This window comes from Acidovorax facilis (assembly GCF_023913775.1).
GTDB classification, from domain to species: Bacteria; Pseudomonadota; Gammaproteobacteria; order Burkholderiales; family Burkholderiaceae_C; genus Acidovorax; species Acidovorax facilis.
The window spans coordinates 1-25,551 of sequence record NZ_JAMXAX010000090.1; the positions used below are offsets into that span (position 1 = coordinate 1).

The 25,551-nt window shown below is 62.4% G+C and carries 22 protein-coding genes and 1 riboswitch; of the genes, 11 read left to right on the forward strand and 11 right to left on the reverse strand.

Annotation, left to right across the window (positions count from 1 at the left end; all coding sequences use genetic code 11):
* The first annotated feature begins 249 nt into the window (after positions 1–249).
* Positions 250–1,047, forward strand: coding sequence for a hypothetical protein (locus tag NFX52_RS20660; protein WP_156358617.1), 798 nt, complete (start codon positions 250–252; stop codon positions 1,045–1,047).
* Positions 1,048–1,067: 20 nt separating this feature from the next.
* Here the strand turns inward: NFX52_RS20660 and NFX52_RS20665 are convergent, their stop codons facing one another.
* Together NFX52_RS20665 and nhaR are read right to left on the reverse strand one after the other, a co-directional pair.
* The gene (locus NFX52_RS20665; protein WP_156358618.1) at positions 1,068–6,692 is read right to left on the reverse strand and encodes a site-specific integrase; all 5,625 of its coding nucleotides are present in this window, start codon (positions 6,690–6,692) and stop codon (positions 1,068–1,070) included.
* Positions 6,693–7,054: 362 nt separating this feature from the next.
* A complete protein-coding gene (gene nhaR / locus NFX52_RS20670; protein ID WP_055395375.1) occupies positions 7,055–7,951 on the reverse strand; it encodes a transcriptional activator NhaR in 897 nt (298 codons plus the stop codon).
* A 151-nt stretch (positions 7,952–8,102) separates the two neighbouring features.
* Between nhaR and NFX52_RS20675 the strand changes: the two genes are divergently transcribed.
* Positions 8,103–8,648, forward strand: coding sequence for an Rrf2 family transcriptional regulator (locus NFX52_RS20675; RefSeq protein ID WP_055395341.1), 546 nt, complete (start codon positions 8,103–8,105; stop codon positions 8,646–8,648).
* 97 nt (positions 8,649–8,745) lie between these two features.
* Here NFX52_RS20675 and NFX52_RS20680 read toward each other — a convergent pair whose 3' ends face one another.
* From NFX52_RS20680 to NFX52_RS20700, 5 genes are all read right to left on the reverse strand, one after another.
* A complete protein-coding gene (locus NFX52_RS20680) occupies positions 8,746–9,339 on the reverse strand; it encodes a MarC family protein (protein ID WP_055395343.1) in 594 nt (197 codons plus the stop codon).
* Complete coding sequence (locus NFX52_RS20685; protein WP_055395344.1) at positions 9,336–9,749, reverse strand: VOC family protein; 414 nt, start codon at positions 9,747–9,749, stop codon at positions 9,336–9,338. Before NFX52_RS20685 ends, NFX52_RS20680 begins: the two co-directional genes overlap by 4 nt.
* A gap of 52 nt (positions 9,750–9,801) precedes the next feature.
* Positions 9,802–10,176, reverse strand: coding sequence for a hypothetical protein (locus NFX52_RS20690; RefSeq protein WP_055395346.1), 375 nt, complete (start codon positions 10,174–10,176; stop codon positions 9,802–9,804).
* A gap of 71 nt (positions 10,177–10,247) precedes the next feature.
* Positions 10,248–10,619, reverse strand: a complete 372-nt coding sequence (locus NFX52_RS20695) for a TraR/DksA family transcriptional regulator (RefSeq protein WP_055395348.1) — start codon at positions 10,617–10,619, stop codon at positions 10,248–10,250.
* A gap of 117 nt (positions 10,620–10,736) precedes the next feature.
* Positions 10,737–11,384 (reverse strand): glutathione S-transferase, encoded by a 648-nt coding sequence (locus tag NFX52_RS20700; RefSeq protein ID WP_055395350.1) that lies wholly within the window; start codon positions 11,382–11,384, stop codon positions 10,737–10,739.
* A 122-nt stretch (positions 11,385–11,506) separates the two neighbouring features.
* Here NFX52_RS20700 and NFX52_RS20705 point away from each other — a divergent pair, with 122 nt between their 5' ends.
* From NFX52_RS20705 to NFX52_RS20730, 6 genes are all read left to right on the forward strand, one after another.
* Positions 11,507–11,872, forward strand: a complete 366-nt coding sequence (locus tag NFX52_RS20705; protein ID WP_055395352.1) for a DUF2946 family protein — start codon at positions 11,507–11,509, stop codon at positions 11,870–11,872.
* A gap of 80 nt (positions 11,873–11,952) precedes the next feature.
* Positions 11,953–14,268 (forward strand): TonB-dependent receptor, encoded by a 2,316-nt coding sequence (locus tag NFX52_RS20710; RefSeq protein WP_055395354.1) that lies wholly within the window; start codon positions 11,953–11,955, stop codon positions 14,266–14,268.
* 14 nt (positions 14,269–14,282) lie between these two features.
* Entirely contained in the window at positions 14,283–14,843 is a 561-nt protein-coding gene (locus NFX52_RS20715) for a YcnI family copper-binding membrane protein (RefSeq protein WP_055395357.1), read from the forward strand.
* Between the two features lie 89 nt (positions 14,844–14,932).
* Positions 14,933–15,430, forward strand: coding sequence for a copper chaperone PCu(A)C (locus tag NFX52_RS20720; protein WP_055395359.1), 498 nt, complete (start codon positions 14,933–14,935; stop codon positions 15,428–15,430).
* 87 nt (positions 15,431–15,517) lie between these two features.
* Entirely contained in the window at positions 15,518–16,390 is an 873-nt protein-coding gene (locus tag NFX52_RS20725) for a PhaM family polyhydroxyalkanoate granule multifunctional regulatory protein (RefSeq protein WP_055395361.1), read from the forward strand.
* 78 nt (positions 16,391–16,468) lie between these two features.
* Entirely contained in the window at positions 16,469–17,803 is a 1,335-nt protein-coding gene (locus NFX52_RS20730; RefSeq protein WP_055395377.1) for an FIST signal transduction protein, read from the forward strand.
* 74 nt (positions 17,804–17,877) lie between these two features.
* On the opposite strand, the gene NFX52_RS20735 is transcribed toward NFX52_RS20730, so the two are convergent.
* The gene (locus NFX52_RS20735) at positions 17,878–19,203 is read right to left on the reverse strand and encodes a hemolysin family protein (RefSeq protein ID WP_055395363.1); all 1,326 of its coding nucleotides are present in this window, start codon (positions 19,201–19,203) and stop codon (positions 17,878–17,880) included.
* Between the two features lie 80 nt (positions 19,204–19,283).
* On the reverse strand, positions 19,284–20,459 hold the full coding sequence (locus NFX52_RS20740) for a rhodanese-like domain-containing protein (protein WP_055395364.1): 1,176 nt from the start codon (positions 20,457–20,459) through the stop codon (positions 19,284–19,286).
* Positions 20,460–20,683: 224 nt separating this feature from the next.
* Between NFX52_RS20740 and sorT the strand changes: the two genes are divergently transcribed.
* Positions 20,684–21,895 (forward strand): SorT family sulfite dehydrogenase catalytic subunit, encoded by a 1,212-nt coding sequence (sorT, locus tag NFX52_RS20745; RefSeq protein ID WP_055395365.1) that lies wholly within the window; start codon positions 20,684–20,686, stop codon positions 21,893–21,895.
* A gap of 122 nt (positions 21,896–22,017) precedes the next feature.
* Positions 22,018–22,341 carry a SorU family sulfite dehydrogenase c-type cytochrome subunit gene (gene sorU / locus NFX52_RS20750; RefSeq protein WP_055395367.1) on the forward strand — a complete coding sequence of 108 codons (324 nt, stop codon included), beginning with the start codon at positions 22,018–22,020 and terminating at the stop codon, positions 22,339–22,341.
* A 53-nt stretch (positions 22,342–22,394) separates the two neighbouring features.
* Here sorU and NFX52_RS20755 read toward each other — a convergent pair whose 3' ends face one another.
* Positions 22,395–23,714, reverse strand: coding sequence for a D-amino acid dehydrogenase (locus NFX52_RS20755; protein ID WP_055395369.1), 1,320 nt, complete (start codon positions 23,712–23,714; stop codon positions 22,395–22,397).
* A gap of 91 nt (positions 23,715–23,805) precedes the next feature.
* Positions 23,806–23,927, reverse strand: a riboswitch (glycine riboswitch).
* 224 nt (positions 23,928–24,151) lie between these two features.
* On the opposite strand from NFX52_RS20755, the gene NFX52_RS20760 reads away from it, so the two are divergent.
* Complete coding sequence (locus tag NFX52_RS20760; RefSeq protein WP_055395371.1) at positions 24,152–24,934, forward strand: 2-keto-4-pentenoate hydratase; 783 nt, start codon at positions 24,152–24,154, stop codon at positions 24,932–24,934.
* 30 nt (positions 24,935–24,964) lie between these two features.
* Here NFX52_RS20760 and NFX52_RS20765 read toward each other — a convergent pair whose 3' ends face one another.
* On the reverse strand, positions 24,965–25,459 hold the full coding sequence (locus tag NFX52_RS20765) for a YXWGXW repeat-containing protein (protein ID WP_121421379.1): 495 nt from the start codon (positions 25,457–25,459) through the stop codon (positions 24,965–24,967).
* Between the last annotated feature and the right edge of the window lie 92 nt (positions 25,460–25,551).

The window sequence follows — 25,551 nt, forward strand, 5'->3', positions numbered from 1 at the left end:
ACGCGTTGCTCAAGAGGCTGGACAAAGCCATCGGTAAGTTCTACGACGGCGGGGACGCGGTTGACGAGATCAACGGCTGCTGAAGGGAGCCGACATCGCCGTCAAGGTGGCATGGCTGGCCGCTTACTATCCAAACGATAGCGCTACCACACTTTTTTTAATTGGCTCGCTTTCGTCGCGAGCTGCCGTTTGTCGTGCGGCATTTAATTCTACGACCACAATTTGTTTAATATTTTGGGAATATTTGTGATGAATGAAAATGCATTGCTCTTCGAAGCAAGAAAGAATGGCGAATTAGTTGTAACTTTGGAGCAAAATGTAATTAATCAAATAACTGCGATTATTGATGAGGAAGGTGTTGAAGTCGGGGGTGATTTAGCGGATTTGCGATTCGGTGAGATGAATTCGCTGGCTGCGGCTCTGAGAAATATATTGGCTAGCGAGCGCTTGTGCGAGCCTGAACTGTTGTTGATTGAATCGGCTGTGCGTAGTAGACCCGGTGGAGCGATTTTGCAGTTGCGGTTATTTTGTTATGCAGAAGAAGGGGCTTTTGATAAGTTGAAAGCGAGTTGCCTCATCAGGGTGACGTTGCAGAAAATGTTGGGTTATTCGATGCAGAATGATCCCAATTATTTTGATGAAAATCAACTAACAGACTGCGAAAGGGCGGGTGTGCAAACTGTTGCACAAGATGCTTTGCGAACCTTGGCCAACAGAAAAATCAAAGCCCCAATCCGCGTTGATTTTTTGGGTTCAAATATTGAGTTGGAGGGAAAATTTGCGCCACGGGCCAGCTTGGCGTCCTATGAGCCAAAACAGATTTCTCTTTTTGGTCGAATACTTGGGTTTGATGTGGGCAAGAGGATTTTATTAATGCAGGTTGAAAGAAAGGTACTGGATGTCCATTATTTAGAGGACGAGTTACCGCTCGTTCAGGTGGCGGAGCTTGCACAAGTCGGCTCAGAAGCACATGTTCGAGTAAGGCAAACGCTGAACCATCTTGGGCGCGAAGTGCTTTGCTTTTCCTGCTTTTCAGAGCCCCGATAAATAGATTAGTATTTTGATTTCTACGTGGTCAGCTTGCCTTGGCTAGCTGACCACGACAATGCCAAAGAAATCAGAAAAATCAATAAAAATTCCTGGCTTGAACGGATGGTTCCATGCCCTCTCAATCCAGTTGCTGCACTGCGATCGATAATGCTGGCGAGTGGATTTCCGCACCGAACAGGATCCACCTGAAGCTTGCGCCCTTCAATTTTTAGGTCATGAGTTTTGTCTAGGTTGAAGCCATTTTTATTTGCGAAGTTCTGGAGGGCGGCAGAGCGTGAATTTGTAAACAGCTGGAAGCTTTGGTCATCAATATTCCATAAATTTATCACATGCTTTAAAAATTCAAAGTGCTCTTTCTGCCACAAAAGCACCTGCCGAGAGGGCCCAATGTAGGCGCTGACCTCCTCGTCAGCATACGAGGGTCTGGAGGATAGGGGCTCATTCCCCTCCACGAATTCGGCGTGTCGCACCAGTTCTGCCCAGCGTGTTGGTCGGATGCCCGACAGCCAGCCAAGATCGTGCGATCCTGCGTTGCCTTTTGAAACTATGCGGCCCGTCTCTATCAGTAAATTTTCTAAATACTTTCCGTTTTTTTCTGAAATGTTTGTCGCCTGCTGAGCAACTCCAAAATTCCTCCGAAGCACGAGCATCCGAACAAATTTGAGGGCCGAAGCAGCTACGAAGGGGCTTGTATTCTCCGGGCCAGAATAAGGTTCGAATGTGCTTAAGTAGTCATGGAGCAGCGTGATCCCGTCGAGATCGATCAAATTTTCCTGAAGATATTTAGATCTGCCCTGCTGTGTGAAATTCTGCAGTTTGACAGAGCGGTCGGCTAGCTCAGAGAAATAATGTAAATAGCTTCGAAACGTTGTGCTGGGTTGTGCATGACCCAGTAGTCGGGCGATAGCCCACGAACAGCGGCGTGTCGATCCATCACTTCCTAGAAGAAGCCGCCTCGCATTCTGATGTGCGGCGTTGCCACTATCAACCGGATTCAGATTCAATGTGCTGAGGCCCAAGAGCTCAGCCACCCTGTTCGCAAACGTGTGTCGGTTGTGATGCGGACTGAGTTGAACGTTGCGGGTTACCTGTTGAATGACACCACCAATTCTTCTGAGCAGTCCTCGCCGCTCTTCCAAACCATCTAGCCCAAACTCGGTCGGGAAGAGTTCGTCTTTGTCATGCAAGACCGGGGTGGCTTGTCGTACTAGGAAGCATTGCTCGATGATTGCCCTCTCGTGATCCGTCAGCCGAAAGAGGAGTGGAACTTGGCGACGGCTTGCTGGCGATTTCAGCCGGCGCAAATGATTGCTCCGAACCATGAGCACCACACAGTCCGGCGCCGGCTCCGTCCAGTCAGATCGCAACAGACATGCGGCCTCCATCCCGCGCAAGCCGAATCGGTACATCAACAGATTGATGAACGCGCATTGAAGATCGCCCACGGATGCTTGGGCTGGAATGGGCGCAAGACAAGCATTGATGCGGAGGTACTCCAGCTCTGTGATGCAGCCAGCGGATACCAACAAGCTGGGCCCATCTGAAAAAATTTCTGACCAATCTGGGTTTTCGACTCCGAACGCAGCGTTTATCGTTTGGTGGAAGTCCTTCAGGCACTGGAGGGCTAGGTGGAGGGTCTTGTATCCATTCTTGGCGACCTCTGTGCTGAAGTCTGGTGAATGTGCTGTTGGCTCGGTTGTATCTGGAACACTGGAGCGAGCGTCCATCAAGCGCAGGTAGAAGTCTGTGACATCTTCTTCCTCGCACGCCAGTAGATCGTGGTCAAAACCGATGGCCAAAAAGCACAGTGACAAGCTGCTGAAATATCTGTCCACAGAACTGACGCGAAGAAGGGTGCCCTTGCTGGTGCTTCTTCGTAAGAGGTGCCGCACCCACTCCACCAGGAGAAGGCAACTTCTACCGGCGGACCCTCGGTATTGATCCAGCGCTCTGCAAAGTGCCGCGTCCATATTTCTGCGGCCAATCCCACCAGCGGTAGCGGCGGCGTGTTTTCTGAATATCGTCCGCACCTCGCCGAATAGCTTCTTGCTTGCCTCCTGTGAGATGGCGGGATCTGGCATTCCGGTTGGTGGCGAATGGTCTGCCGTATCTCTGTCAACCAGAGCGGATAGATGAACTTCATGCTGGTCTGGAGATATCCTGGGTGGGCCTTGCTCGTCCTCGAAAATTTCCGAGCCGCTCTCCGTTTCGGATGCTTTGAATGTTCCGAAATCACCGGCCGCACCGTGCCGCAGTCTGATCCAGTCGCGATGCGGCAATCCGACGGATTGGAGGTCGCCATTCAGATAGGCCGTAAGTGAGGCGGGGAACTCCAGAAGGTTTGCTTGATGGACCAGTTGCGCGATTTCAGAGATCGTTGCAGTGGCGGTGTTTATGTGCGGGGCCAGCAGCCCGATCTCTTTGCAGAGCTTTTGCCACTCAACGGGAGGACTGCTCTTGCCCATGTCCAGGCCACGTTTTGTCGTACTGGCGCGGGCAAGGAAGTTCGCTGCGGCAACACTGATGGGGTAGCGTTTGACGGCGCAGCCCGAATCGATGTCCAAGTCAGGGGAATACTCCAGATAGTAGGATTGATCGAAATGCACAAGCCGAAAGTTTTTGGCCACGAGCAGGTCTCGGAGCAGGGGGGGCTCTGTCACCCTGGACTCAAGAACCGTGAGCACTGTTCCAAAGAAAAGACATTCGCGAAGCGAAGTACGGGAGAGCTCCTTCGTGTCAAGAATGTGCTGCAGGGCATGAAGTGCCGCCGCTACCTTTTGGCGGCTGCCGATAGCTTGGTGCGAGAGCAACGTGCGCTCCTCCAAGGCCGGCAGGTAGCGCTTTTTGAGACGTGGTCGAGTCCCATCCGCGCACCAGCGTTGCCGAATCCAGTTCTGAACCGCTTCGTATCGAAGGGAGCCGAGTGCTCGCGGTGTGCCCGAGTCGTTGAGCAGCATGCGTTGGCTCAGCACCTCCCATTCGTCGGCTGAGATTGAATCGACAGGTCGCTCTCCAACAAAACGAAGAATCTCACTTTGTGCTTCAGTCAGTGCGTCAGCGTGGCGTTTCGCGCGTCGAGTCTCACGGGCCGCTCTGCCGAATTGCGCACCCTCTTCAAGGCATGTCTTGCCAGGCGTCAGGTCGGGAAAATCAAGGGGCGTGGTATCCCAGCCAGGCGCTTGAGGTGGGGCAAACTGCAGCGCGGCGAAGAGCTGTTCAAGGGCCGGGCGGATAGCCTCCAAATCCTGAAGCCTCACCCTCGACGAGAACCGACCGTATGCGGCCGTTCCTCCTTCTGCATGTCCAAGGAGGCCGTCGATGATCTCGGGGTCTTGTCCCAACCGGCGAAGGCTTGTGCTGGTTCGATGTCGGAATAGATTCCACGGCAACGGCCAGGAGAAGACCTCCATGGAGTCCAGCGTCACTTCAGATACTTCGAACCAGCGCAGGCTTTTCCGTGCAGGGTCTTCTCTGAGGAAGAAAAGTGCTGGTATCACGGTGCTGGCTGCTCCCGCAGATAGAGCCTGCAGCTCTTTAGAGAGAGGGGGATCCTGGCTGCTGAGGGAGGTAGCGAGGCGATGAAGGTGGGGCAGGTAGAAGTCTTGGAAGAGCCGGACCAACTCGCTGGGAAGAACCACCATCCGGCCGTCATGACGTTGGGAGGCCACTTTGTCCACGACGAACAAATGCCTTTCGTTCCAGTCGACCTGCCCGAAGGACTCCAATGGGCTGGACACCGGACGAATTGCAGTCGCGGCAAGAATTGCGGCGGTCATGTAGACCGTCACCGCGTTGTGGTGGACTAGCCAGTTCTCGGCCGGGCCAGCCGCCAGACTGCCAATGTGCTGACGTACCCGTGCAATTTCTTCGCGCAGCAATGGGTCGAGCGGGCTCAGTTCACTGCCGGCGATGTTTTCTTGTGCTGGCGCGTTCGGCGGGAACAAAGGAGGCGGCGCGAGCCCCGCGGCGGTCATGCTTCGGTGAACTTCCGTTGTCCGAAAAGCTGCGTAGGCACAAGATCCCGGCAAACCACTTCGCGAGCTGCTCGCAAGCAGGCGACCGAGTACGGGGTCACCGGTTGCCTCGAAAACGCCTTGTTCAAGGACGTGTGCGAGCATGCCTGAGCGAATGCGTTCCAAGCCGGGCGTGCGTTTACATACCTCGTTGAACATTGACTCGGGAGAATCTTGGATCTGCAGCGATGGCCAAAGATTCAGCAGTGCGCCTGCCTGGGGGCGCCCCGAGCAGTGCGGAGAAATAATTGCGGCAACTTCGTCTGGAAGTGGCACTTGAAGATGGCCAGCGAGAGGTTCCAGCCATTGCGATGTCGCAGATGAAGCCTTCCATCCCCTGGGGTGCCGGGGGGCGAGCCTTTGCAGTGTCAGGGTGTCGGGGTTAATGCACCAGTCCGGCCCACATTGACTGGAAAAGGAGATGTCGGTCGCTGCCATCCGAACGGACTTGGCCGTGTAGACAGCGATCCAAACGAATGCGCCCAAGAGGCGAAGACTTTCGGGTGTATCTGGCGCGATTGCAGTCTGCCACCATTTTTCCAGGCAAGCACGTTCAAACTGATTGAGCCGGTTGGTGCTGAACGGCAGGAATTGCTGGTCTTCGATGGTGGCAAGAAGCACACCACGTGCTTCATGTTCCTGAGCCACCGGATTGAGGCGCTCATCAATGTTTGTTTCCCAGCATTCGGTCCCATCGCCTCCATCCTGGTCGATGGATCTTCCGGTGATGGGCTGGGGATCTTCCGCCAAAATTTCGCCCGACGAAAACACAATCGGCTGTTTACTTTGGGAGGATGAACCCCAAAGATGCTCGCGACTGGATGAAAGGCGGGCAAGTTGAGAAAATACACCCGTCGCTGACTGCATTTCGGCACGACCAGCCCGAATGGGATCAGATTCGCAGTAGCTGCGCAGTGTTTTCAGCAGTTTGATGCGAGCGCTCATGCCGACCGCCTTGTTGGCCTCCTGCTCTAGCTTGCGGGTCAGAGTTTTCGCCTCCAAGGCCAGATGCTGTCTATATATAGAGGCTGATCCACTGGGTGGGTGAAGCCTTGAGAACAGCTCTCGCCAATCCCAGTCGCCGGACACTGCTTGGCGCAGGCTCCACGCCACTTCGATGACCCGTTTGTCGGGCTCAGAGCCTTCATAAATGGCTGATACGTACTGGATAAAAATCCAAGTCCGAAGTGTCTCCAATCGGAGTTGGGCGGTGGGGTCAGGGTGATAGGCCCTGGGCACGCACAGTGCGAGGAGGGAAAATTCGCGCAGCGTGCCGCGTGCGAGCTGCGCTGCCACCCGTTGGGCCGGAGGCAAATATGGATACAGCCGGGCAACCGTGGGAGACGCTGCCAGCGATTCCATCAACCGGCACAACTCAGCACCCGACTCGGATTCGTCTGCCCATGATGATGCAATCTTCAACGGTACGGGCTGGCGCAAGTACTCAATGATTGATCCGACGTACTCAGGATTGATGCCGGTTTTTGATGCATCAAGAACCGCAAGCAGCGGACGAGTCAGCCTTAGTCGGCTAGCCCATTCAAGCAAAGGATGCAGCGACGCTGGAAGCCCAAAGGTCTCAAAAGTCTGTCCGTCCTGACCGCCGAAAATCCAGGGTCCGTTGTCCATGAGGTCTCAATCGTTGAAATGCGGCGCGTCCTGCACCGACCGGAATCGTCAAAATTCCATGTGTATTCAACGTTTTACATCATTTCTAGCCAATTGAAAACGTAAGATATGTTCTCATCAGCCTAGAGCTCATAACCATCCGGCATGGCATGTTTTCACAAACGAGGGCCTGGCCCTGGGCTATCGGGGGAGCCTTGGTGTTTGCCGCAGGGCTGATCACAGCAGCTCCATGAGTTGGCTGACTGAGGCCGAGTTTTGTTGAGAGGCTGCAAAAAGCTGCCTTAACCTGACCCCTCGGCGATCCTGAGCCCGCCTGGAGGCCTTCGATCGTGGAGTCCTGCGCGGGGTGGCACCCGGCAAACTCATTTCCCGAACAGATCTGCCTTGGCTGCCTTGGTGATTGCTGCCACGCAGGGGTGCGTGATGCGTCGCTCCACAGAAATCGCAAAAAACTCCTCGACCAGTTCCGTCGTGCGGCCGATCACTTCGACACCAAACTGTGCGGTGGTTTCCTCATCCAGAACGGTCGGGGACGTGAAAACGCCACGGCCTTCGCGGCCGAAAGCATTCATCAACGCACTGTCGTCGAACTCACCCACGAGCCGTGGCTGCAATTGGTATTTGTTAAACCAGTGATCGAGCTGTTGGCGCACGGAAGACATGGGGCCTTGGATGAGCATGGGGGCGCCCTGGAGGCATTGGGGAAAGGACCCCTGTAGCTGCGTCTTCAGGCCAGGAGCGCAAAAAAAACTCATGCCACTGGTTCCTAGCGGGTGGTTGAACGCCTTGACGCCGATTTTTTTGGAAACGGGTTCATCGGCCAGCACCAGATCGAGTTTGTGCAGGCTCAGTTGGGCGATGAGTTCTGGAAATTTTCCTTCCTGGCAGGTCATGTGCACCTGTTCAGGCATGCCCAAGGCGGGTTCCAGAAGGTGATAGGCCACGGACTTCGCGATCGAGTCTGCAACCCCCACGCGAAATTCCAGCGGTTTGGCGTGGCCGCGGGAGAGGCGGATCGATTTTTCCAGCTCGTCCCCCAGCGTAAAAATCTGCTCCGCGTAACCCAGGGCGACACGACCCTCGCTGGTGAGCTCCAGCCCACGCCCCCGCTTGCGAAAGAGGTCGTGGCCTAGCCATTCCTCCAGCTGTTTGATCTGCCCAGAAAGCGTCTGGGGCGTGGTGTGCAGCTGCTCGCCTGCCCGCATCACCCCTCCGGCCTTTGCAACCGTCCAGAAATACCGCAGATGCTTGAAGTTCATGGTGATAAATGCTTCGTAAAAAACGATCAATCAACGTTGATAAAACGAATATACGCGAAGTATTAAACCGCCTACATTGAACGCTTGGCCCCTTTCCGCAGCCATTGGTGCTGCGGTCTGGAACTGTCAACGTTCACAAGGAGTAGCAACGATGCGGATTACCACCCGAGGACAACTTGCGGTATCGGCAATGACCGACCTGGCGCTGCGCCAGAAGATGCGGCCGGTAGCGCTTTCGACGATCAGCGCCCGGCAGGGTACCTCGCTGTCGTACCTGGAGCAGCTGTTCAGCGCCTTGCGCCGTGCCGGGCTCGTGGACAGCACACGCGGCCCGGGTGGCGGTTACACCCTTGCCCGAAACACAGACCAGATCTCAGTGGCCGAGATCATCCTGGCGGTCGAGAACCTCAAGACCGACGATCTGCAAAGCCTGGGTGCCGGCCAAGCTGCGCAAGTCAAGTCGATGACGGGCGAACTCTGGTCCACCTTCAACGCACGGGTGATGGAGTACTTGCAGTCGGTGACTTTGCAAGACCTTGTGGCGCAGCAGCATGCCAAGGGTGTGGTGGCCGAGGAAATGGCCCCTGCAGCCCCTCGCCCCAAGCTGAGCGCCAAGCCACGCCCCTTGATGGCGCGGGTGGGCGTGCCCAACTCGGTGTTCGCACTGGGTTCGATCCCGCTGCTGCAACGCCGTTGAGACCGCACACCGGTTGCGCTCTGCAGTTGCGGGCGCATGCCAGTGCTCCGGGGGCGGCCTTGGCCCGCCCTCTAACAGTTTTGCGTGCGCGGGGCGGCTACAGTTGCTGCGCGAGCTGCTTGATTCCCCGGATCAGCATCTCTACCGAGATGGCGACCAGGATCAGGCCCATCAGGCGTTCAAACGCCATCACCACGCGTTCGCCCACCAGGCGCTGGATGCGTTCTGCCATCAGCAACACCACGGCGCACACGGCCATGGTGACGCACAGCGCGCCCACCCATTCCCAGCGGCGTTCCGGCGCCTGGGCCACCAGCAGCATGACAGTGGCGAGCGCTGAGGGGCCCGCCAAGGCAGGGATGGCCAGCGGCACGATCAAGGGTTCGCCCGGCAACTCCGCCTGTGGGCCGTCAGCCGACGGAAAAATCATGCGCAGCGCGATCAGAAACAGCACCACCGCACCCGCAATCTGCAACGACAAATCGCTCAGGTTCATCACCTGCAGAAACTGAGCCCCGAAAAACAGAAACACCAGCAGCAGCGCAAACGCAATCAGCACCTCCCGCAGGATCACCCGTGCCCGGCGCTCGGGCGCCACGCCGCGCAGGGCGTTGGCAAAGATGGGGATGTTGCCCAGCGGATCGGTGATCAGCAGGAGCAGGATGGTGGCGGACGCGAAGGTGTAGCTCACGATGCGTACACCGCGTCCAGTGAGCGAAAGCCCTTGATCTCGATCGGATTGCCGCTGGGGTCGTGGAAGAACATCGTCCACTGTTCGCCGGGCTGGCCCTCAAAGCGCACCTGCGGATCCAGCACGAAGGTGGTGCCGGCGGCCTTCAGCCGTGCGGCCAGCGCATGCCAGTCGGGCAATTCCATGATGGCGCCAAAGTGCGGCATGGGTACCAGGTGATCGCCCACATGGCCGGTGCGGGCGCTGGCAAACGGGGTGCCCAAGTGCAACGAGATCTGGTGGCCAAAAAAATCGAAGTCCACCCAGGTATCGGTGCTTCGGCCTTCCTGGCAACCGAGCACGCCGCCATAAAAGCGGCGCGCGGCATCCAGGTCGGTGACGTGAAAGGCGAGGTGAAAGAGGCTGCGCATCCGGCAAAGGATAGCAGCCAAGGCTGCGCTGCGGGCGTGGCCTGGAGGCCTGTCAGGCGACAGACGGGTCGGCGGCCATGTTGTCAAATTTCTTGAAATACTGGCGCGCCATGGCCACCAGCTGGGCGTCGGTCGGGTGGTCTGCAGCCACAGAGTCCACCACCACATCGGCCACCGCAGCATGGTGCTTGGTCGCCCAGTCACGGAACTGGTTGCGTACCAGGCCCGGGCCAGCCAGCAGCACTTCACGCGTGTCGGCCAAGGCCTGGGCGACGTCGGCAAAGAAAGCGGTGAGGTCGTCGGCTTTGCCCTGGTGCTTGTGGTGGCTGCGGGACTTGATGCGCTGGGCCTCGGCATGCTCGCGGTCGAACATCACCACGTGGGCTTCGGACTGGTCCATCCAAACTACTGCGTGAAAAGTGCTCATGAATCGGCTTTCTTGAAGTGACGAAAAAAACGGGGAAAGAAGGGAAAAGGGGCCTGAATGCGTGAGCGAACTCACGCAGCACGGCGGTGTTGCTCGGCCTTTTCCTGGCAATGCACGCAGCGTGCGGCCTCGGGGGTGGCGTGCAGGCGTGCGGCGGTGATGTGGGTGCCACAGTCTGTGCATTCGCCGTACGTACCCGCTTCAATGCGGGCCAAAGCGGCTTCCACGGCGGCCAGGTGGGTGGTTTCGCGCTCGTCCAGCGCAAACTCCAGTTCACGCTCGGTGGCGAGTTGGGCACGCGGGTCCTCGGGCTGACCAAAGTGGTCGGCAGCGGCCTCGGCGCGGCCGATGACGCCCCCGCGCTGCGCGGCCAACTGGGCCAGCAGCTCGGATTGCTGGGCCAGCAATTGTTGGCGGAATGGGGCGGCCTGGGTCTTGTCCATGCAGTGTCTCCTCAAGGGTGATCGGATACCTGCATGGTGCGCTTGTGCGCGATGACCTCGGTTGACCAAGGTCAAGGGATGAAGACCCAGCGCCTGGGGCGGGTTTAGAACAGGGTCTTAGCGCTTGGGCGGCCGCGCCAGCATTTCAGCGGTGTTGGTCTTGCGATCGGCGTTCACGCGCTGCACGTGGGGGCGCTCTGCCATGCGCGTGAGGTACTCGCGCACAGGCAGATCGGCCAAGTAGTCGCGGCCATAGATGATCTTGGTGGCCGAGCTGACGAGCGGCAGGTGCACGATGGCTGCGCAGTCGGCCAGGGTGAAGGCGTCGCCGCCTACGTAGGGGCTGAACTTCGCAAGCTGACCGAAGGCGGCAATGTTTTTCTCAAGCTGCGCTCCCACCTTTTCCTTGGCGGTGTCGCTCACGGTTCCGCCAAAAAAAGCCTGGGGATACAGGTTGCGTGCCACCAGCTCCAGATGCAACTCCAGAAAGGTGATCAGCTCGCGCACCTTGGCGGCCTGGTAGGGGTTGGCAGGGATCAGCGCTGGCTGTGGGTGGGCTGCCTCGATGTAGTCCGCCATCACGGCCGATTCGCACAGCGGCCCCTCGGGCGTGCGCAGGTAGGGCACCTTACCCAGCGGGCTGGCGCTGCGGTCGGTCTCGCCCACCCAGGCCAGTTCTTCGGTGAAGGGCAGGCCCTTTTCGAGCAAGGCGAGTTTGATCTTGTTGTAGTAGTTGCTGGCCGAAAAGCCGCAGAGTGTGAGCATGGTGGCGTCTCCGTTGTGGTGGTGAATGCAGCACGCATCCTAGGTGGGGGCGGGGGCGCAGTCCGTCGCGCAGATGACCCCGGTCAAGGGGTGCGCACCCAGGCCCCCTACAATTCGCACCCATGCCCTCCCTGCAAACCATTCGCAGCCTTCGCTGGCTCGCCCGCCTTGTGCTGGCGTGGTTTGTGTTGTCCATCGGGGTGGCGGTGGCGTCGCCGCTGGTCAATCCGCAGGCGATGGAACTGATCTGTTCGGGCTCGGGCGCCATCAAGCTGCTGGTCAAGACCGATGACGGTGCCAAGGAGATGTCCAGCCACACGCTGGACTGCCCCCTCTGCGCGCATGTCGGCGCTCCGCCTCCCGTGTCGCAGGCCCAGCTGCCTGTGGTCCACCCCCTGGCGCATGCCCTGCGCCCCATCCCTGCCGCGCACATTGCTGCGCGCACCGCCGCGCCGCTGCCGCCGCGTGGCCCCCCGGCCTTCTCCTGAAATTGCTATATTTTTAATAGCTGTTTGCGCTTGATAGATAAGCGCTGACAGCCTATTTGGCTTGAAATTCAGGAGTTCCCATGCGCAAAAGCCGCATGGCGCTGGCCGTGGCCAGTGCCTTTCCCCTCGCACTCTGCGTGGGTGTTTCCGCGTTGGCCCAGACCGTCGACAGCGCCGGCAACAGCAATGCCCCCGTCAGGGAACTGGGCGTGGTTACCATCAGCGGCGGCCAGCCCACCTCGCTGCCCACGCAGATTCCCACCACCATCGAGGGCGTGACGCGCGAGCAGATCGAGCATTCGATCAACGCCACCGACAGCGAAGACGCCCTCAAGTACCTGCCCAGCCTGCTGGTGCGCAAGCGCTATATCGGCGACTACAACCACGCCGTGCTGTCCACACGCGCATCGGGCACGGGCAACCCGGCGCGGTCCATGGTGTTTGCCGACGGCATTTTGCTGAGCAACTATCTCGGCAACGGCCCCACCAACGCACCGCGCTGGATGCTGGTCACGCCCGAGGAGATCGAGCGCGTGGACGTGCTCTACGGCCCCTTCTCCGCCGCGTATGCAGGCAACTCGGTGGGCGCGGTGGTGGACTACGTCACGCGCATGCCGACAAAGTTCGAGGCGCACGGGCAGGTCAGCGTTCAGCATCAGCCGTTCGATTTGTATGGCACCAACGCCACCTATGCGGGCAAGCAGGTCAGCGCATCCGTCGGCAACAAGAACGGTGACTGGTCCTGGTTCCTCAACTTCAACAAGACCGACAGCGAAGGCCAGCCGCTCACCTTCCCCACGCGCCTCGTGTCCGCCGGCACCGTGGGCAACGCGGGCACGCCAGTGATCGGAGCGGTGCCGGGCAACAACCGCAGCAACCAGCCTTGGTACCTGCTGGGCACGGCCACGCAGTACCACACGCAGCAAGACCACATCAAGGCCAAGATCGCCTACGACTTTTCGCCCACCGTGCGCGCCGCCTATACCTTCGGCTGGTGGCACAACGAATCCGAAGGCCGTCCCGCCAGCTACCTTCGCGACGCCAGCGGCAATGCGGTGTACGGCGGCACGGTCAACATCAATGGCCGCTCGTACACGCTGGCACCCACAGACTTCAATGTGTCCAATGAAAACCTCACGCATTTCATGCACGGGCTCTCGGTCAAGAGCAACACCAAAGGCGTGTTCGACTGGGAGGTGGCCGCCAGCCTGTACGACTACCAGACTGACACCCTGCGCGCTGCCACCGTGGGGATGCCCGTGGCGCTGAACGGTGGCGCGGGCCGCATCGTCAACAGCAAGGGCACGGGCTGGAACACCCTGGCCGCCAAGGGCACCTGGCGGCCCGATGGGGTGCAGGGCGCGCACATCGTGGACTTTGGCCTGCAGCGCGACAGCTACCAGCTGCGCACGGTGGAGAACGCCACCAGCAACTGGATCAATGGCGCTGCGGGCGCGCGCAACCAGGCCTTCAACGGCGACACCCAACTGCTGGGCCTGTGGGCGCAAGACACCTGGAAGATTGCGCCGAAGTGGAAGGCCGTGCTCGGCGCACGCGCCGAACGCTGGAGCGCCAGCAACGGCCAGACCGGCAATGCCACCACCACGCTGAGCCACCCCGAGCGCAACGAGACGTACTTCTCGCCCAAGGCCGCCGTGGCCTGGCAGGCCAACGACCTTTGGGTGCTCAAGGCCTCCACTGGCCGCGCGGTGCGCATGCCCACCGTGGCCGAGCTGTACCAGGGCGGCATCAGCGGCAGCGGCACGCTCATCAACAACGACCCGAACCTGAAGCCTGAAAAAAGCTGGACCACCGAGCTGACCGCCGAGCGCGACATGGGCAACGGTTTGCTGCGCCTCACAGCGTTCTTTGAGCGCACGAAAGACGCGTTGTATTCCCAGACCAATGTGCTCGTCACACCCAACGTGACCAACGTGCAGAACGTGGACGCCATCCTCACCAAGGGCTTGGAACTGTCGTACCAGGCAACCAATGTCTTCATGCGCGGGCTGGAGCTGGGCAGCAGCCTGACCTGGACGGACTCCAAGATCACCCGCAACGACAAGTTCCCCGCCAGCGTGGGCAAGTGGCAGCCGCGCATCCCCGAGTGGCGCGCGAGTGCCGTTGCCACCTACCGGCCGGACGACAAATGGTCGTACACACTGGGCGCGCGCTACAGCGGCAAGCAGTACAGCACGCTGGACAACACCGACGTGAACGGTTTTGCCTACCAGGGCGCCAGCCGCTACTTCACCACCGATGTACGCGTGCGCTACCAGATCAGCAAGCAGGTCAGCGCCGCCGTGGGGATCGACAACCTGAACAACTACCAGTTCTGGAACTTCCACCCCTACCCGCAGCGCACTTACCTCGCTGAACTCAAGGTAAGCCTCTAAAAGGAACAGATTTCATGTCTCTGAATACTATGAAAAAGATAGCTGTAATCGCTTTGCTGTCAGGCGCAGGAGGCCTTTTTGGCTCTGCATCCGCTCATGTGGTGCTCGAATACCAGGTCGCCCCGGCGGGCGCAGGCTACAAGGCCACATTCAAGGTGGGCCACGGCTGCGGTGCGTCGCCCACGCGGCAGATTGCGGTGGACATCCCGGCGGGCATGCGTGGCGCGCGCCCCATGCCCAAGCCGGGCTGGACGCTCGATGTACAGCGCGAAAAGCTCGCCCAGCCCTATACCAGCCACGGCCGCAGCATCACCGAAGACGTGGTGCGTGTGACCTGGACGGCGAAGACGCCGGACGACATGCTGCAAAGCGCGCACTACGATGAGTTCGCGCTCGTGGCCCAGGCGCCCGAGCAGGCCGGCACCGTGTACTGGCCCGTGCGCCAGGTGTGTGCGGAAGGCAAAAATGACTGGACCGAGGTGCCCAAGGCGGGGCAAAAACTCTCGGACCTGAAGTCCCCCGCTGCAGCGCTGGAGATTCTGCCCACGGGCGGCGCCGCTGCCCACCATCATTGATAGTCCGGCCCACGGCCTGTTCTCCCTTTCCCGTCCCTCTTCCCTTCTTCGCTTCTTCTCGTTCTCTCACTCACCGAAAGGCATCCATCATGAAAAAACTGCTTCACACCGCCGCCCTGGTTTCCACACTGGCCGCAGTGCTCGCCAGCGCCCCCGCATGGGCACAGACCGCCGCTGTCAAAGTCGAAGGTGCTTGGGCGCGCGCCAGCGTGCAGGGCCAGAAGGCCACCGGTGCGTTCATGCGCCTCACCGCCCAGGACGGCGCCCGCCTGGTGCGCGCCGAGTCGCCCGCTGCGGGCATCACCGAAGTGCACGAGATGAAGATGGAAGGCGACATCATGAAGATGCGCGCCGTGCCTGCGCTGGACCTGCCTGCGGGTAAGACGGTGGAGCTCAAGCCCGGTGGCTACCACGTCATGCTGCTGGACCTGAAGGCGCCGCTGGCCAAAGGCGCTTCGGTGCCACTCACCCTGGTGTTTCAGGACGCCAAGGGCGTGGAAAGCAAGCTCGACCTCACCGTGCCCGTGGGCACGGCAGCACCCGGTGGCGCCACCGCAGGCACCATGATGAATGGGCATAAACACTGACATCTCCGCATCGGCGGCCGCTTCGCCTGCGCAACGCATTGGAGTAAGCTGTGACTCCACCACAGACCCACCTCTTGCGGAGCGGCCATGAGCGATACATCGAATTTCGGTTTCGGCAAACTTGTCCCCGGTTTTGACTTCCTGCAGAGCCTGGCCAAGGGGGCGTCCAGCAGCATTCCGCAGTTGCCCAACCTCAGCAACTGGGTGGCGCCCACCATCAGCGTCGAAGAGCTGGAAAAGCGCATCGACGAACTCAAGGCCGTGCAGTTCTGGCTGGAGCAGAACTCACGCGCGCTGGCCGCCACCATCCAGGCGCTGGAAGTGCAGAAGATGACCCTGGCCACCCTGAAGGGCATGAACTTCAGCATGGGGGACGTGGCCAACGCCTTCAAGCTCAAGACGGCTGACACCGTGATGAGCGGCGTACAGAAAGCCGCCGACACCGTGACGGGCGCCGCCGAGGCTGTGGCTGGTGCCGCCGCCCGCGCTACGGGCCGCGTGAGTGCTGCCGAAGAAGAAGCCGAAGACGAGGGTGATGACGCCGAACCCGCCGCTCCGCCTGCCAAGGCCAAAACAAAAGGCAGCAAGGCATCGGCCGCTGCCGCGCCCACCGTGGTGGACCCCATGCAGTGGTGGGGCGCACTCACCGGTCAGTTCCAGCAGATCGCCGCCAACGCCATGAAGGATGCGGCCAAGCAGACCGCCATCGACACCACCAAGAACATGGCCACGGGCCTTGCCAAAGAAGCCCTGAAGACGGCGACCGGCATGGCCAGCCAGTTTGCGGCCAAGGGCATGCAGACCATGCAGGGCGGTGCCAAGCGCGCCGCTGCATCGGGCACCGCCAAGAAGACCGCCGCTGCCAAGAAGCCTGCAGCCCGCAAAACCCCGGCAAAACCCGCCGCCAAGAAGGCCAGCAGCAGCACCCGCAGCCCAGCCGCCCGCAAGCGAGCGGGCTGACGCCAACGTGGGCGGGTGTGACAACCCGCAGGTGGTGCAATATCTGCCCGCCACCGCCCTGGCATGGAGATCACCACCATGAAACTATTTCCCACTGGCCATGCCACCCACCCCCAATGGCGCATGGCCGCCGCGCTGGTGCTGGCGCAGCTGCGCGCCCAGATGGCGTTGCCCGACTACGCTGCTGCGCCCACCCTGGGCCTGCTCTACATCACCGACCACTATGGCAACGACGCCCAGGCGCTGCTCGACTACCTGAGCGGCGAACTGCCCGAGGTCACCGACTGGAGCGGCACCGTGGGGGTGGGCGTGTCGGCCAACAACGCCGAGTACTTTGACGAGCCCGCGCTGTCGGTCATGCTGCTGGATGTGCCCGCAGACCAGTACCGCGTGTTCTCGGGCGTGGCGCCGCTGCCCACGCATGCGCCACACCCGGGCAGTGGGTTTGTGGCCCATACCGCCCTGGTGCATGCCGATGGCCGCACGCCCGAACTGGCCGAGTTGCTGACCGAGATGGCTGCACGCACCGACACGGGCTACCTGTTTGGTGGCCTCTCTGCCAGCCGCACCAGCAGTGTGCAGTTTGCCGTGGGTGGCGATGGCAACATGGCCGGGCAGGGCGGTGCCAGCGGGGTGTTTGACGGTGGCCTGTCGGGCGTGGCGTTTGGTGCCGGGGTGACGCTGGTGTCGCGCGTTACGCAGGGCTGCCAGCCCGTGGGCGCGCTGCGCACGATCACCGCCGCGCAGGACAACGTGGTTCTCGCGCTCGATGGCGAGCCCGCGCTGGACGTGCTGCTCGATACGCTGCAGGTGTCGCTGGATGGTGGCGACCCACAGCCCGCGCTGCGCAAGGTGCGCGCCACGCTGGCCGGGCTGGTCAGCGCGGGCGAACAGCCGCAGGGCCAGCGCCGCACGGGCCACTTTGGTACCGACACACGCGTGCGCCACATCGTGGGGCTGGACGGCAGCCGCCGGGGCGTGGCCCTGGCCGACCATGTGGAGCCGGGCATGCACCTGGCGTTCTGTCAGCGCAACGTGGCAGCGGCGCGTGCCGACCTCATGCGCATCTGCGCCGAGATCCGCGAAGAACTCTCGCCCGAAGAGCTGGAGCCCGCGTCGCTGGTGTCGTCGTCCAGTGCGGATGGCGAGATGGCCGCTGCCAACAGCGCCTCAGGCGCCAGCGCGGCGCCCCAGGCAGGGCGGCGAATCTGTGGGGCTATCTATGTGAGCTGCTCGGGCCGGGGCGGCCCGCATTTTGGCAGGCCCAGCGCCGAGCTGCAGATCGTCCGCCACGCGCTGGGTGACGTGCCGCTGGCCGGGTTCTTTGCCGGTGGGGAAATTGCGCACCACCACTTGTATGGTTACACCGGGGTGCTCACCGTTTTCGTTGACGACGACCCTACCGCCCGCTGAGCGACTGAGCCGCTTCGCCCGCAGGGAACGCCAGGGCGGGCCCTGGCGGAGAGGTGCCCCATGGAGGGGCCAGGTCAGCCCGCGCCGTTGTCGTCTGCTTCGGCCTTTTCCTCGGGGGTCAGGCGTGTGGCCAGGATCTTGTCGATGGTCTTGCCATCCATGTCCACCACTTCCAGCTTCCAGTCCTCCCACTGCACGGTGTCGGTCACCTTGGGCAGGCGGCCAGTCAGCAGCATGATCATGCCGCTGAGCGTGTGGTAGCGGCCGCGTTCCTCCTCGGGCACGGCATCCAGGTTCAGGCGGTCTTTCAGCTCGGGCACGGGGATGTGTCCGTCCAGCAACCAGCTGCCGTCCTCGCGCTGCAGCGCCCAGGAGGTCTCCGGGTCGCGCGGCTGAAACTCGCCGGTGATGGCCTCGATCAGGTCCTGCAGCGTGACGATGCCCTGCACCTCGCCGTATTCGTCGATGACAAACGCCATGTGCACGTCCGACAGGCGGAAGTTGTCCAGCAGCTCCATGCCCGTGATGGTTTCGGGCACATACAGCGCTGTCTGCAGCGGCTGGTCGGCCAGGCCGCCGCGCGCCTTGTCGCGCAGCGTGCGCGACAGCCACTGGCGCGCGTTGATCACGCCCAGGATGTTGTCCATGCCGCCGCGCACCACCGGAAAGCGTGCGTGGTCGGATTCTTCGATGCATTTGAGGTTGTCTTCAAACGACGCATCCATATCCAGACACACCACATCACCACGCGGCACCATCAGCGAGCCGATCTGACGGTCGTCCAGGCGGAACACATTGCGCACCATGGTGTGCTCGTGCGATTCGATCACGCCCGCAGTGGTGCCTTCCACCAGCATGGCGTGGATCTCTTCTTCGGTCACCGGGCTGCCGCTGGTTTCCTTCACACCCATCAGGCGCAGCAGCGTGCGCGTGGAGGTGGACAGCAGCAGCACAAACGGCTTGGTTGCCAGCGCCAGAAAGTTGATGGGCCGCGCCACCAGGCGGGCAAAGGTCTCGGGGTACGACTGGCCGATGCGCTTGGGCACCAGTTCACCCACCACGATGGAGAAATACGTGATCAGCACCACCACCAGGCCGGTGGCCGCGTAGCTGCCAAAAGGCATGGGAACGCCCAGTGCTTCAAGCCACAGCGCCAGGGGCCCAGCCAAGGCGGCCTCACCCACGATACCGTTCAGCACGCCAATCGATGTGATGCCGATCTGGATGGTGGAGAGAAAACGCGTGGGGTCTTCGCCCAGCTTCACGGCAGCGGCGGCGCCGCTATCGCCCTCATCAATCAGCTTTTGCAACCGGGCTTTGCGGGCCGTGACCAGAGCGATCTCGGACATGGCAAACAGGCCGTTGAGAAGGATGAGGGCGAACAGTATTGCTATTTCCATACAAAGGGCGCCTTGCGCGCCCTTGGGTGTTGAGAAGCGACCAATTGTAAGGACAGGGGCCAGAGACCCTGCGCTGGCTCCTAGCCACCTTCGGTCGGGAGGCCCGTTTCGTCCCACTCGGGCAGTCCCCCCCGCAGCCAGTACACCGACTGGAACCCCTTGGCTGTGGCCACCTTGGCAGCTTTGTAGGACTTCCAGCATTCGGCGCCATTGCACGCAAAAATTACCGGCTTGGCCTTGTCCAGGCCCTGAAGCTTGTCCAGCGCCTGGAAATCATCCTGTGCGGCATTGAAGGCCACGTCCTTGAGGCTCTTTTCCACATACGCTGCAAACACGGCGCCCCGGATGCGCTTGGTCTTGAATTCCTTCTCGGTGCGGGTGTCCACCAGCGTGGCGCCCTGCACCAGCAGGGTCTGGGCCTCGCGCGCAGTGATGCGCTTCACCCCAGGCAGGCTCGTGGGGGTGAACAGCCCCAGCTCGGCCACACGTCGGTACTCAACGGCCTCCGGGCGCACCGAGACCGGCGGCAGGCCGCTGGCGGAGGACGACGCGTTGAACCACTGGGCCAGCTTGTTGCGCGCATCCGCTGGCAGGTCTTTCTTCACCACGATGGAGAACCCGCCTGGCACTGGCTGCGACGTGGCCAGCACGCGCGCGACGCCGGTATGCGCTGCAGACCATTCCGCCCAGTCGTCCTCGCGCACCACCGTGGCATCCGTCGTGCCCAGGGTCAGGGCTGTCAGGCCGGCCTGGGGAAATTTCTCGTATTGCACCGCGCGCAGGTCCTGGAACGACAGCCCCGCTTCATTGAGCATGCCGCGCGCCATGTAGGTGTAGACCGAATCCTGCTGGGGCAGGTAGAGCCTTCGGCCTTTCATGGCAGGCACCGCAGCGATCTGCTGCAGCCCGACAAGCAGGTATCTGTCCGATTTGTGCGTGGCGCCCACCAACTCGTAGCCGCGTTGCAACGCGGACGCAGCCACCTGGGCAGGGCCAATGAAGATGTCATATCCCGCGCTGCGCGTGGCGCGCATCACATCGGCCAGGTCGTCGCTGGTGGTCAGTGCCACGGGCTGGCCAGCGGCCTTCGACAGGCCCGATTCTGCGGAGGTGCGCAGGATGGAGTGCGCCGCCTTGCGGGCCGTGGGCTCCACGGCCACGATGGCCGTCAGCTGGGCCTGGGCGGCGCTGCAACACAGCCATAAGCCAAGTAGCAGTCCCAGCGGGCCGCGGGTCGATTTTCTGGTGATGTTCATTGCGCGGTTCCTCTCCCCAAAACAAACCGCGAATATGCCCAGGGCCCCCGCACCTGCGTACGAATGTTTCTGATCTTTTGTTTTTGTTACTTCTTCTAACGAAGCCATGCGTGCGGCGCGCAGAGCTCCCGCACAGAATGCGGGCTGACCCGATCCCCTGTGCCTGCCGGGTGGGCGGGGGCAACAAAGAGTTTTTGTCCATCCCATTATTTGGAGACGTTTCCATGAAAGATTCGATGACCCTGCCGCGACGCCACATGCTGGCCGGAAGTGCCGCTGCCCTGAGCGCGCTGGGCCTGGCTGGATGGGCCGGCGGTGCGCGTGCCCAGCAGGCCGCAGCCGCTGCCAAGCCGCTGCCCGCGTATGCAGGATGGAAGTCACCGGATGCGCTGATCGTGCACAGCAGCAGCACTCTCGAAACCCGTCGCTCCGCGTTTGGCACCAGTGTCATCACGCCGTCCAACCAGCTGTATGTGCGCAACAACCTGCCCGCGCCCGACGCCGCCATCCTGGACAACCGCGATGCCTGGACCGTGGCGATCGAAGGGGTCAAGAGTCCGCGCAGCCTGACCCTGGCCGAACTCAAGACGCTGGGCGTGGAAACCGTGGCCACCGTGCTGCAGTGCTCGGGCAATGGCCGGGGTTTTTTCCCCAGCAAGCCCAGCGGCACGCCCTGGTCGGTGGGCGCTGCCGGTTGTGTGGTCTGGAGCGGCGTGCCACTGCGCAACGTGGTGGCCGCCTTGGGCGGGCTGGCCGATGGTGCTGCCTACCTGACCGGCACGGGCGGCGAGAAACTGCCCGAAGGTGTGGACCCGCTCACCGTGCTGGTGGAGCGCTCGGTGCCCGTGAAGGCGATGGACGACGCACTGCTGGCCTGGGAGATGAACGGCGAGCCGCTGTCGCTGGCGCACGGCGGCCCGCTGCGGCTGGTGGTGCCGGGCTACCAGGGCGTGAACAACATCAAGTACGTCAAGCGCGTGGCGTTTACCAGCGCGCAGTCGCAGGCGCGCATCATGTCGCACGGCTACCGCATGTCGCCGCCCGGCTCCAAAGCCAGCCCCGACCAGCCTTCGGTGTGGGAGATGGGCGTCAAGTCCTGGATCAATGGGCCGCTGCCGGACAAAGGCGCACTCAAGCCCGGACAGGTGCAGGTACATGGCGTGGCCTTTGGCGGCACGCGCGGCATCAAGAGCGTGGAGGTGTCGGCCGATGGCGGCAAGACCTGGTTGGCGGCCAAGCTCATCGGCCCCGACCTGGGCCCCTTTGCCTGGCGGCAGTTTGCGCTGCCCGTGCGCCTGGAGGCGGGCACCCATGTGCTGGCGAGCCGCGCCACCGACACGGCGGGCAATGTGCAGGCCGAGCAGCGCGAGGAAAACCTGGGCGGCTACAACAACGCCAGCTGGCGCGACCACGCCGTCACCGTGACCGTGGCATGACATCGCTCCCCCCTGAGGCGCTTTGCGCCTTCCCCCCGAAGGGGGGACGCCACCCGTGGCCTGGCAGAGCCAGTTCCACGGTGGCACTGGCGTGGGTGCGCGCCGCTATCGGACGGCATCGGATGCCGCAAGGCGGTTTGCTGGTAGGGCTAGCGTTACTGTGGGCGGGTGCCAGCTGGGCCGCCGAGCCGGCCGAGCTGGCGCGCGGCAAGGAGCTGTTCACCAAGATCCAGCCCGCCTGCGCGGTGTGCCACACGCTGCAGGCCGCCGGTGCCGAGGGCCAGGTGGGCCCGGTGCTGGATGAGCTGAAACCCGACGCCGGCCGTGTACTGCGTGCGCTCAAGGCAGGCATCGGCGTGATGCCCTCGTATGCCGAGCGCATGAGCGAAAAGGACATGTTGGCCGTGGCGCAGTTTGTGGCGCACGCCACGGGCGCGGCCAAGTAGGCGCGGGCTTTCGTGGCGGTTGCAGCGCTGCCTCGCTGCAACCGCGCGCTGCTTCAGGCCGCCGTGCGCGACGGCACCAGCGCCGCTCCTCCTGCGCGCCCCTGCAACCCCTGGAACGCAAAGTCCACCTCTGGCACGCGGCCGCTCACGATGTCTGCCAGGGCCTTGCCCGAGCCGCAGGCATGCGTCCAGCCCAGCGTGCCGTGGCCGGTGTTGAGGAACAGGTTGCCCACCTTCGTCTTGCCGATCAGCGGCACGTTGCTGGGCGTGGCGGGGCGCAGGCCACTCCAGAACTGGGCCTGGCTCGCCTCGCCCGCGCCAGGGAAGAGCTGTTCCACACGCCGCACGATGGCCTCGCAGCGCACCTGGTTCAGGTGGCGGTCGTAGCCGTTCAGCTCGGCCGTGCCTGCAATGCGCAGGCGATCACCGCCGCGTTCGCTGGTGTAGCGCGAGAACACGAGCTTGAACTCGTCGTCTGTCAGGCTCACCTGGTGCGCCTTGCTGGCGTCTTTCACCGGCATCGTCACCGAGTAGCCCTTGGCCGGGTAGATAGGCAGCTGGATGCCCAACGGCTGTGCCAGCAGCGGGCTGAACGAGCCCATGGCCAGCACAAACGCATCGCCGCGCACGCGCTCGAAGCGGCCTTCGGCATTGGTCACTTCCACGTGGTCGATGCGGCCGCCTACCTCGCGCAGTGCGGTGATGTGGTGGCCCATGCGGAACTGCACGCCCGCCGCTTCACACAGCTTGGCCAGCTCGCGTGTGAACTGGTTGGCATCGCCCGATTCGTCCTCGGCCGTGTAGGTGGCGCCTGCCAGTTGTGGGCGGATGTGGGCCAGCGCTGGTTCAAGGCGCACGGCCTCGTCGGCGCTGATGACCTGGCGCTCGCAGCCCAGCTGGCGCATCTGCTCGGCCGGGGCCAGCGCGCCGTCGAATTCCTTTTGGTTGGTATAGAAGTGGAGGATGCCCTGCGTGCGCTGGTCGTACTGGAGGCCGGTTGCCGCGCGCAGCTGCTGCAGCGTGTCGCGGCTGTAGGTGCCCAGGCGCACGATCTGCTCGATGTTGTGGCGCGTGCGCGCGGGCGTGCAGTTTCGCAAAAAGGACAGGCCCCACAGCCACTGCCGCATGTCGGCGCGCAGGCGGAACAGCAGGGGCGCATCTTCCTTGCCCAGCCACTGCAGCACCTTGAGCGGCGCGCTGGGGTTGGCCCAGGGCTCGGCGTGGCTCACCGAGATCTGGCCGCCGTTGGCAAAGCTGGTTTCGGCGCCGGGCGTGCCCTGGCGGTCGATGACGGTCACCTCGTGACCCAGTTGCGAGAGGAAATAAGCCGAAGTCACGCCGAGCAAGCCGGCGCCGAGAACGATCACGCGCATTTTTGAAGCCTTTTAAGGGTTCAGCGCTTGATGGATATGTGCTGGCAGCTATTGATTCAATAGCAAGCAGCCAGCGCGCGTCCGCCAAGCTGCCGCTCCCCCTGTCCTTGGTACCTGAGAGATTCACCGCGCTGCCCACATGGCACGCGGTTTGCTCCTTCGGTGCGCCTCCACGCTGCTGACAGGTTGGGGCGGCTCTCCAGACGGCTTTGATAAATGGTGCAGTACGGGACCTGAGCGTGTATGGGAGTTTGCGCCTTCGGTGCAGCGGTGGGCCTTGTGGCCTGCCGTGCTCTCCTGCGGGGGCCATTCTAGGAGGGTGCGGGCGGCGGTGGGGTGTTTGGGGCGGCTAATGGGCGGCAATCGTTGCTGATGCTGGCGGCGACATGGGGTCGCCATAATCCGGCGATTTGACCCACCCCCAGGACGCTTTTCCCATGCCCGATACCGCCTTTGACCCCTTCGCCAGCGCCGCCGTGATCACCATGGCGCGCCAGGGACGCACGCCCCGGCCGCTGGATTTGCCCGTTGCATTGCGCCCTCGCGATGCGGCCGAGGCCTACGCTGTGCAGGACGCCGTAGTGCGTGAGCGGGGCGAAATTGTGGGCTGGAAGGTGGGCGCCGCGTCGCCCCAGGCCCAACCCGCACGTGCGGCGCTGACCCGCGACTCGGTGTGGGTGGAGCAGCCTGGCCAGGAGGTCAACTTGTCGGCCATAGGCTTTGCCGTGATGGGGGTGGAGGCGGAGCTGGTGTACGAACTGGGCGCAGACCTGTCCGCACGCGCCACGCCCTACAGCGCGGCCGAGGTGCTGGCCGCCATGGTGTCGGTGCGTGCCGCCATCGAGGTGTGCGACACGCGCTTTGCCGCCTGGGCACAACAAGGGGAGTGGAGTCGCCTGGCCGACCAGGCCTGCCATGGGGCGCTGATCGTGGGTTCGGGTTTGACCGATGTGGCTTCGGTGCAGCCCTTGGTGCAAGGGGTCAACCTGTCGGTGAACGGGTCGGTGGCCGTGCAGCACGCCACCTGGGGTAACCCGGCAGGTGACCCGCTGCGGCTGCTGGTGTGGCTGGCCAACGAAGGCGCGCGCAGCCTGGGAGGGCTGCGCGCAGGGCAGTGGGTGACCACCGGGTCCTGCACCGGCACCGTGATGGTGGCGCCGGGCACGGTGGTGGTTGCCGACTTTCCTGGTGTCGGTCGCGCCGAGGTGAAATTCGACTGAACTGTTTCGAGGATCGTGGAACGCGGCAGATCAGTTGCGGCGCGGGTTGTCCGGCTGGCTGTCGCGGCGGTTGGACACGCCGTCACCGTCGCGATCACGGTCATTGCGGTTGGAGATGCCATCGCCATCGCGGTCCCGGTCATTGCGGTCGGCAATGCCGTCACCGTCGCTGTCCCAGCGGCCCCGCTGCATTTCCCAGCGGCCATCTCGTTCCACCCATTGGGGCTGCCGGTACTGGTAGCCGCTGCGCGCTTGTACCCAGTGGCCCTTCACCCAGCGGTGGCGGTTGCCGCGCCATTCCCAATGGCCCTGTTCCCACACCTGGCCACGGCGTGGGCGCGGCACGGCTTCGTACCGTGGGGGTGGGGGCGCGGGAATCACCTGGTAGGTCTGCGTAGGCTGGTACCCACGCTGTGGTTGGTCGGACTGAATTACGACGGTGCCTTGAATGGCCGCGTGTGTCGGTACGAGGGGCAGCAGTGCCATCAGGGCGATGGCGGCTGCGGTCAGTGTTTGGCGGGTCATGGTGGTCTCCGGGGTGATTCCTGGCGGAATCGGTCTTTGCATGGTGGCGGCCGGGTGCGCGGCGCCACGTAGGTGCTCAGCGGGGGCGGGCG

Excerpts from the sequence above, each read along its gene's own strand:
- nhaR (WP_055395375.1), bottom strand. The coding sequence starts at position 7,951 with ATGAACTTCAAGCATCTGCGGTATTTCTGGACGGTTGCAAAGGCCGGA.
- NFX52_RS20740 (WP_055395364.1), bottom strand. The coding sequence starts at position 20,459 with ATGAACATCACCAGAAAATCGACCCGCGGCCCGCTGGGACTGCTACTT.
- NFX52_RS20710 (WP_055395354.1), top strand. The coding sequence starts at position 11,953 with ATGCGCAAAAGCCGCATGGCGCTGGCCGTGGCCAGTGCCTTTCCCCTC.
- NFX52_RS20760 (WP_055395371.1), top strand. The coding sequence starts at position 24,152 with ATGCCCGATACCGCCTTTGACCCCTTCGCCAGCGCCGCCGTGATCACC.
- NFX52_RS20735 (WP_055395363.1), bottom strand. The coding sequence starts at position 19,203 with ATGGAAATAGCAATACTGTTCGCCCTCATCCTTCTCAACGGCCTGTTT.
- NFX52_RS20690 (WP_055395346.1), bottom strand. The coding sequence starts at position 10,176 with ATGAGCACTTTTCACGCAGTAGTTTGGATGGACCAGTCCGAAGCCCAC.
- NFX52_RS20695 (WP_055395348.1), bottom strand. The coding sequence starts at position 10,619 with ATGGACAAGACCCAGGCCGCCCCATTCCGCCAACAATTGCTGGCCCAG.
- NFX52_RS20660 (WP_156358617.1), top strand. The coding sequence starts at position 250 with ATGAATGAAAATGCATTGCTCTTCGAAGCAAGAAAGAATGGCGAATTA.
- NFX52_RS20725 (WP_055395361.1), top strand. The coding sequence starts at position 15,518 with ATGAGCGATACATCGAATTTCGGTTTCGGCAAACTTGTCCCCGGTTTT.
- NFX52_RS20755 (WP_055395369.1), bottom strand. The coding sequence starts at position 23,714 with ATGCGCGTGATCGTTCTCGGCGCCGGCTTGCTCGGCGTGACTTCGGCT.
- NFX52_RS20685 (WP_055395344.1), bottom strand. The coding sequence starts at position 9,749 with ATGCGCAGCCTCTTTCACCTCGCCTTTCACGTCACCGACCTGGATGCC.
- NFX52_RS20715 (WP_055395357.1), top strand. The coding sequence starts at position 14,283 with ATGTCTCTGAATACTATGAAAAAGATAGCTGTAATCGCTTTGCTGTCA.
- NFX52_RS20720 (WP_055395359.1), top strand. The coding sequence starts at position 14,933 with ATGAAAAAACTGCTTCACACCGCCGCCCTGGTTTCCACACTGGCCGCA.
- NFX52_RS20765 (WP_121421379.1), bottom strand. The coding sequence starts at position 25,459 with ATGACCCGCCAAACACTGACCGCAGCCGCCATCGCCCTGATGGCACTG.
- NFX52_RS20665 (WP_156358618.1), bottom strand. The coding sequence starts at position 6,692 with ATGGACAACGGACCCTGGATTTTCGGCGGTCAGGACGGACAGACTTTT.
- sorU (WP_055395367.1), top strand. The coding sequence starts at position 22,018 with ATGCCGCAAGGCGGTTTGCTGGTAGGGCTAGCGTTACTGTGGGCGGGT.
- NFX52_RS20730 (WP_055395377.1), top strand. The coding sequence starts at position 16,469 with ATGAAACTATTTCCCACTGGCCATGCCACCCACCCCCAATGGCGCATG.
- NFX52_RS20700 (WP_055395350.1), bottom strand. The coding sequence starts at position 11,384 with ATGCTCACACTCTGCGGCTTTTCGGCCAGCAACTACTACAACAAGATC.
- NFX52_RS20705 (WP_055395352.1), top strand. The coding sequence starts at position 11,507 with ATGCCCTCCCTGCAAACCATTCGCAGCCTTCGCTGGCTCGCCCGCCTT.
- NFX52_RS20675 (WP_055395341.1), top strand. The coding sequence starts at position 8,103 with ATGCGGATTACCACCCGAGGACAACTTGCGGTATCGGCAATGACCGAC.
- sorT (WP_055395365.1), top strand. The coding sequence starts at position 20,684 with ATGAAAGATTCGATGACCCTGCCGCGACGCCACATGCTGGCCGGAAGT.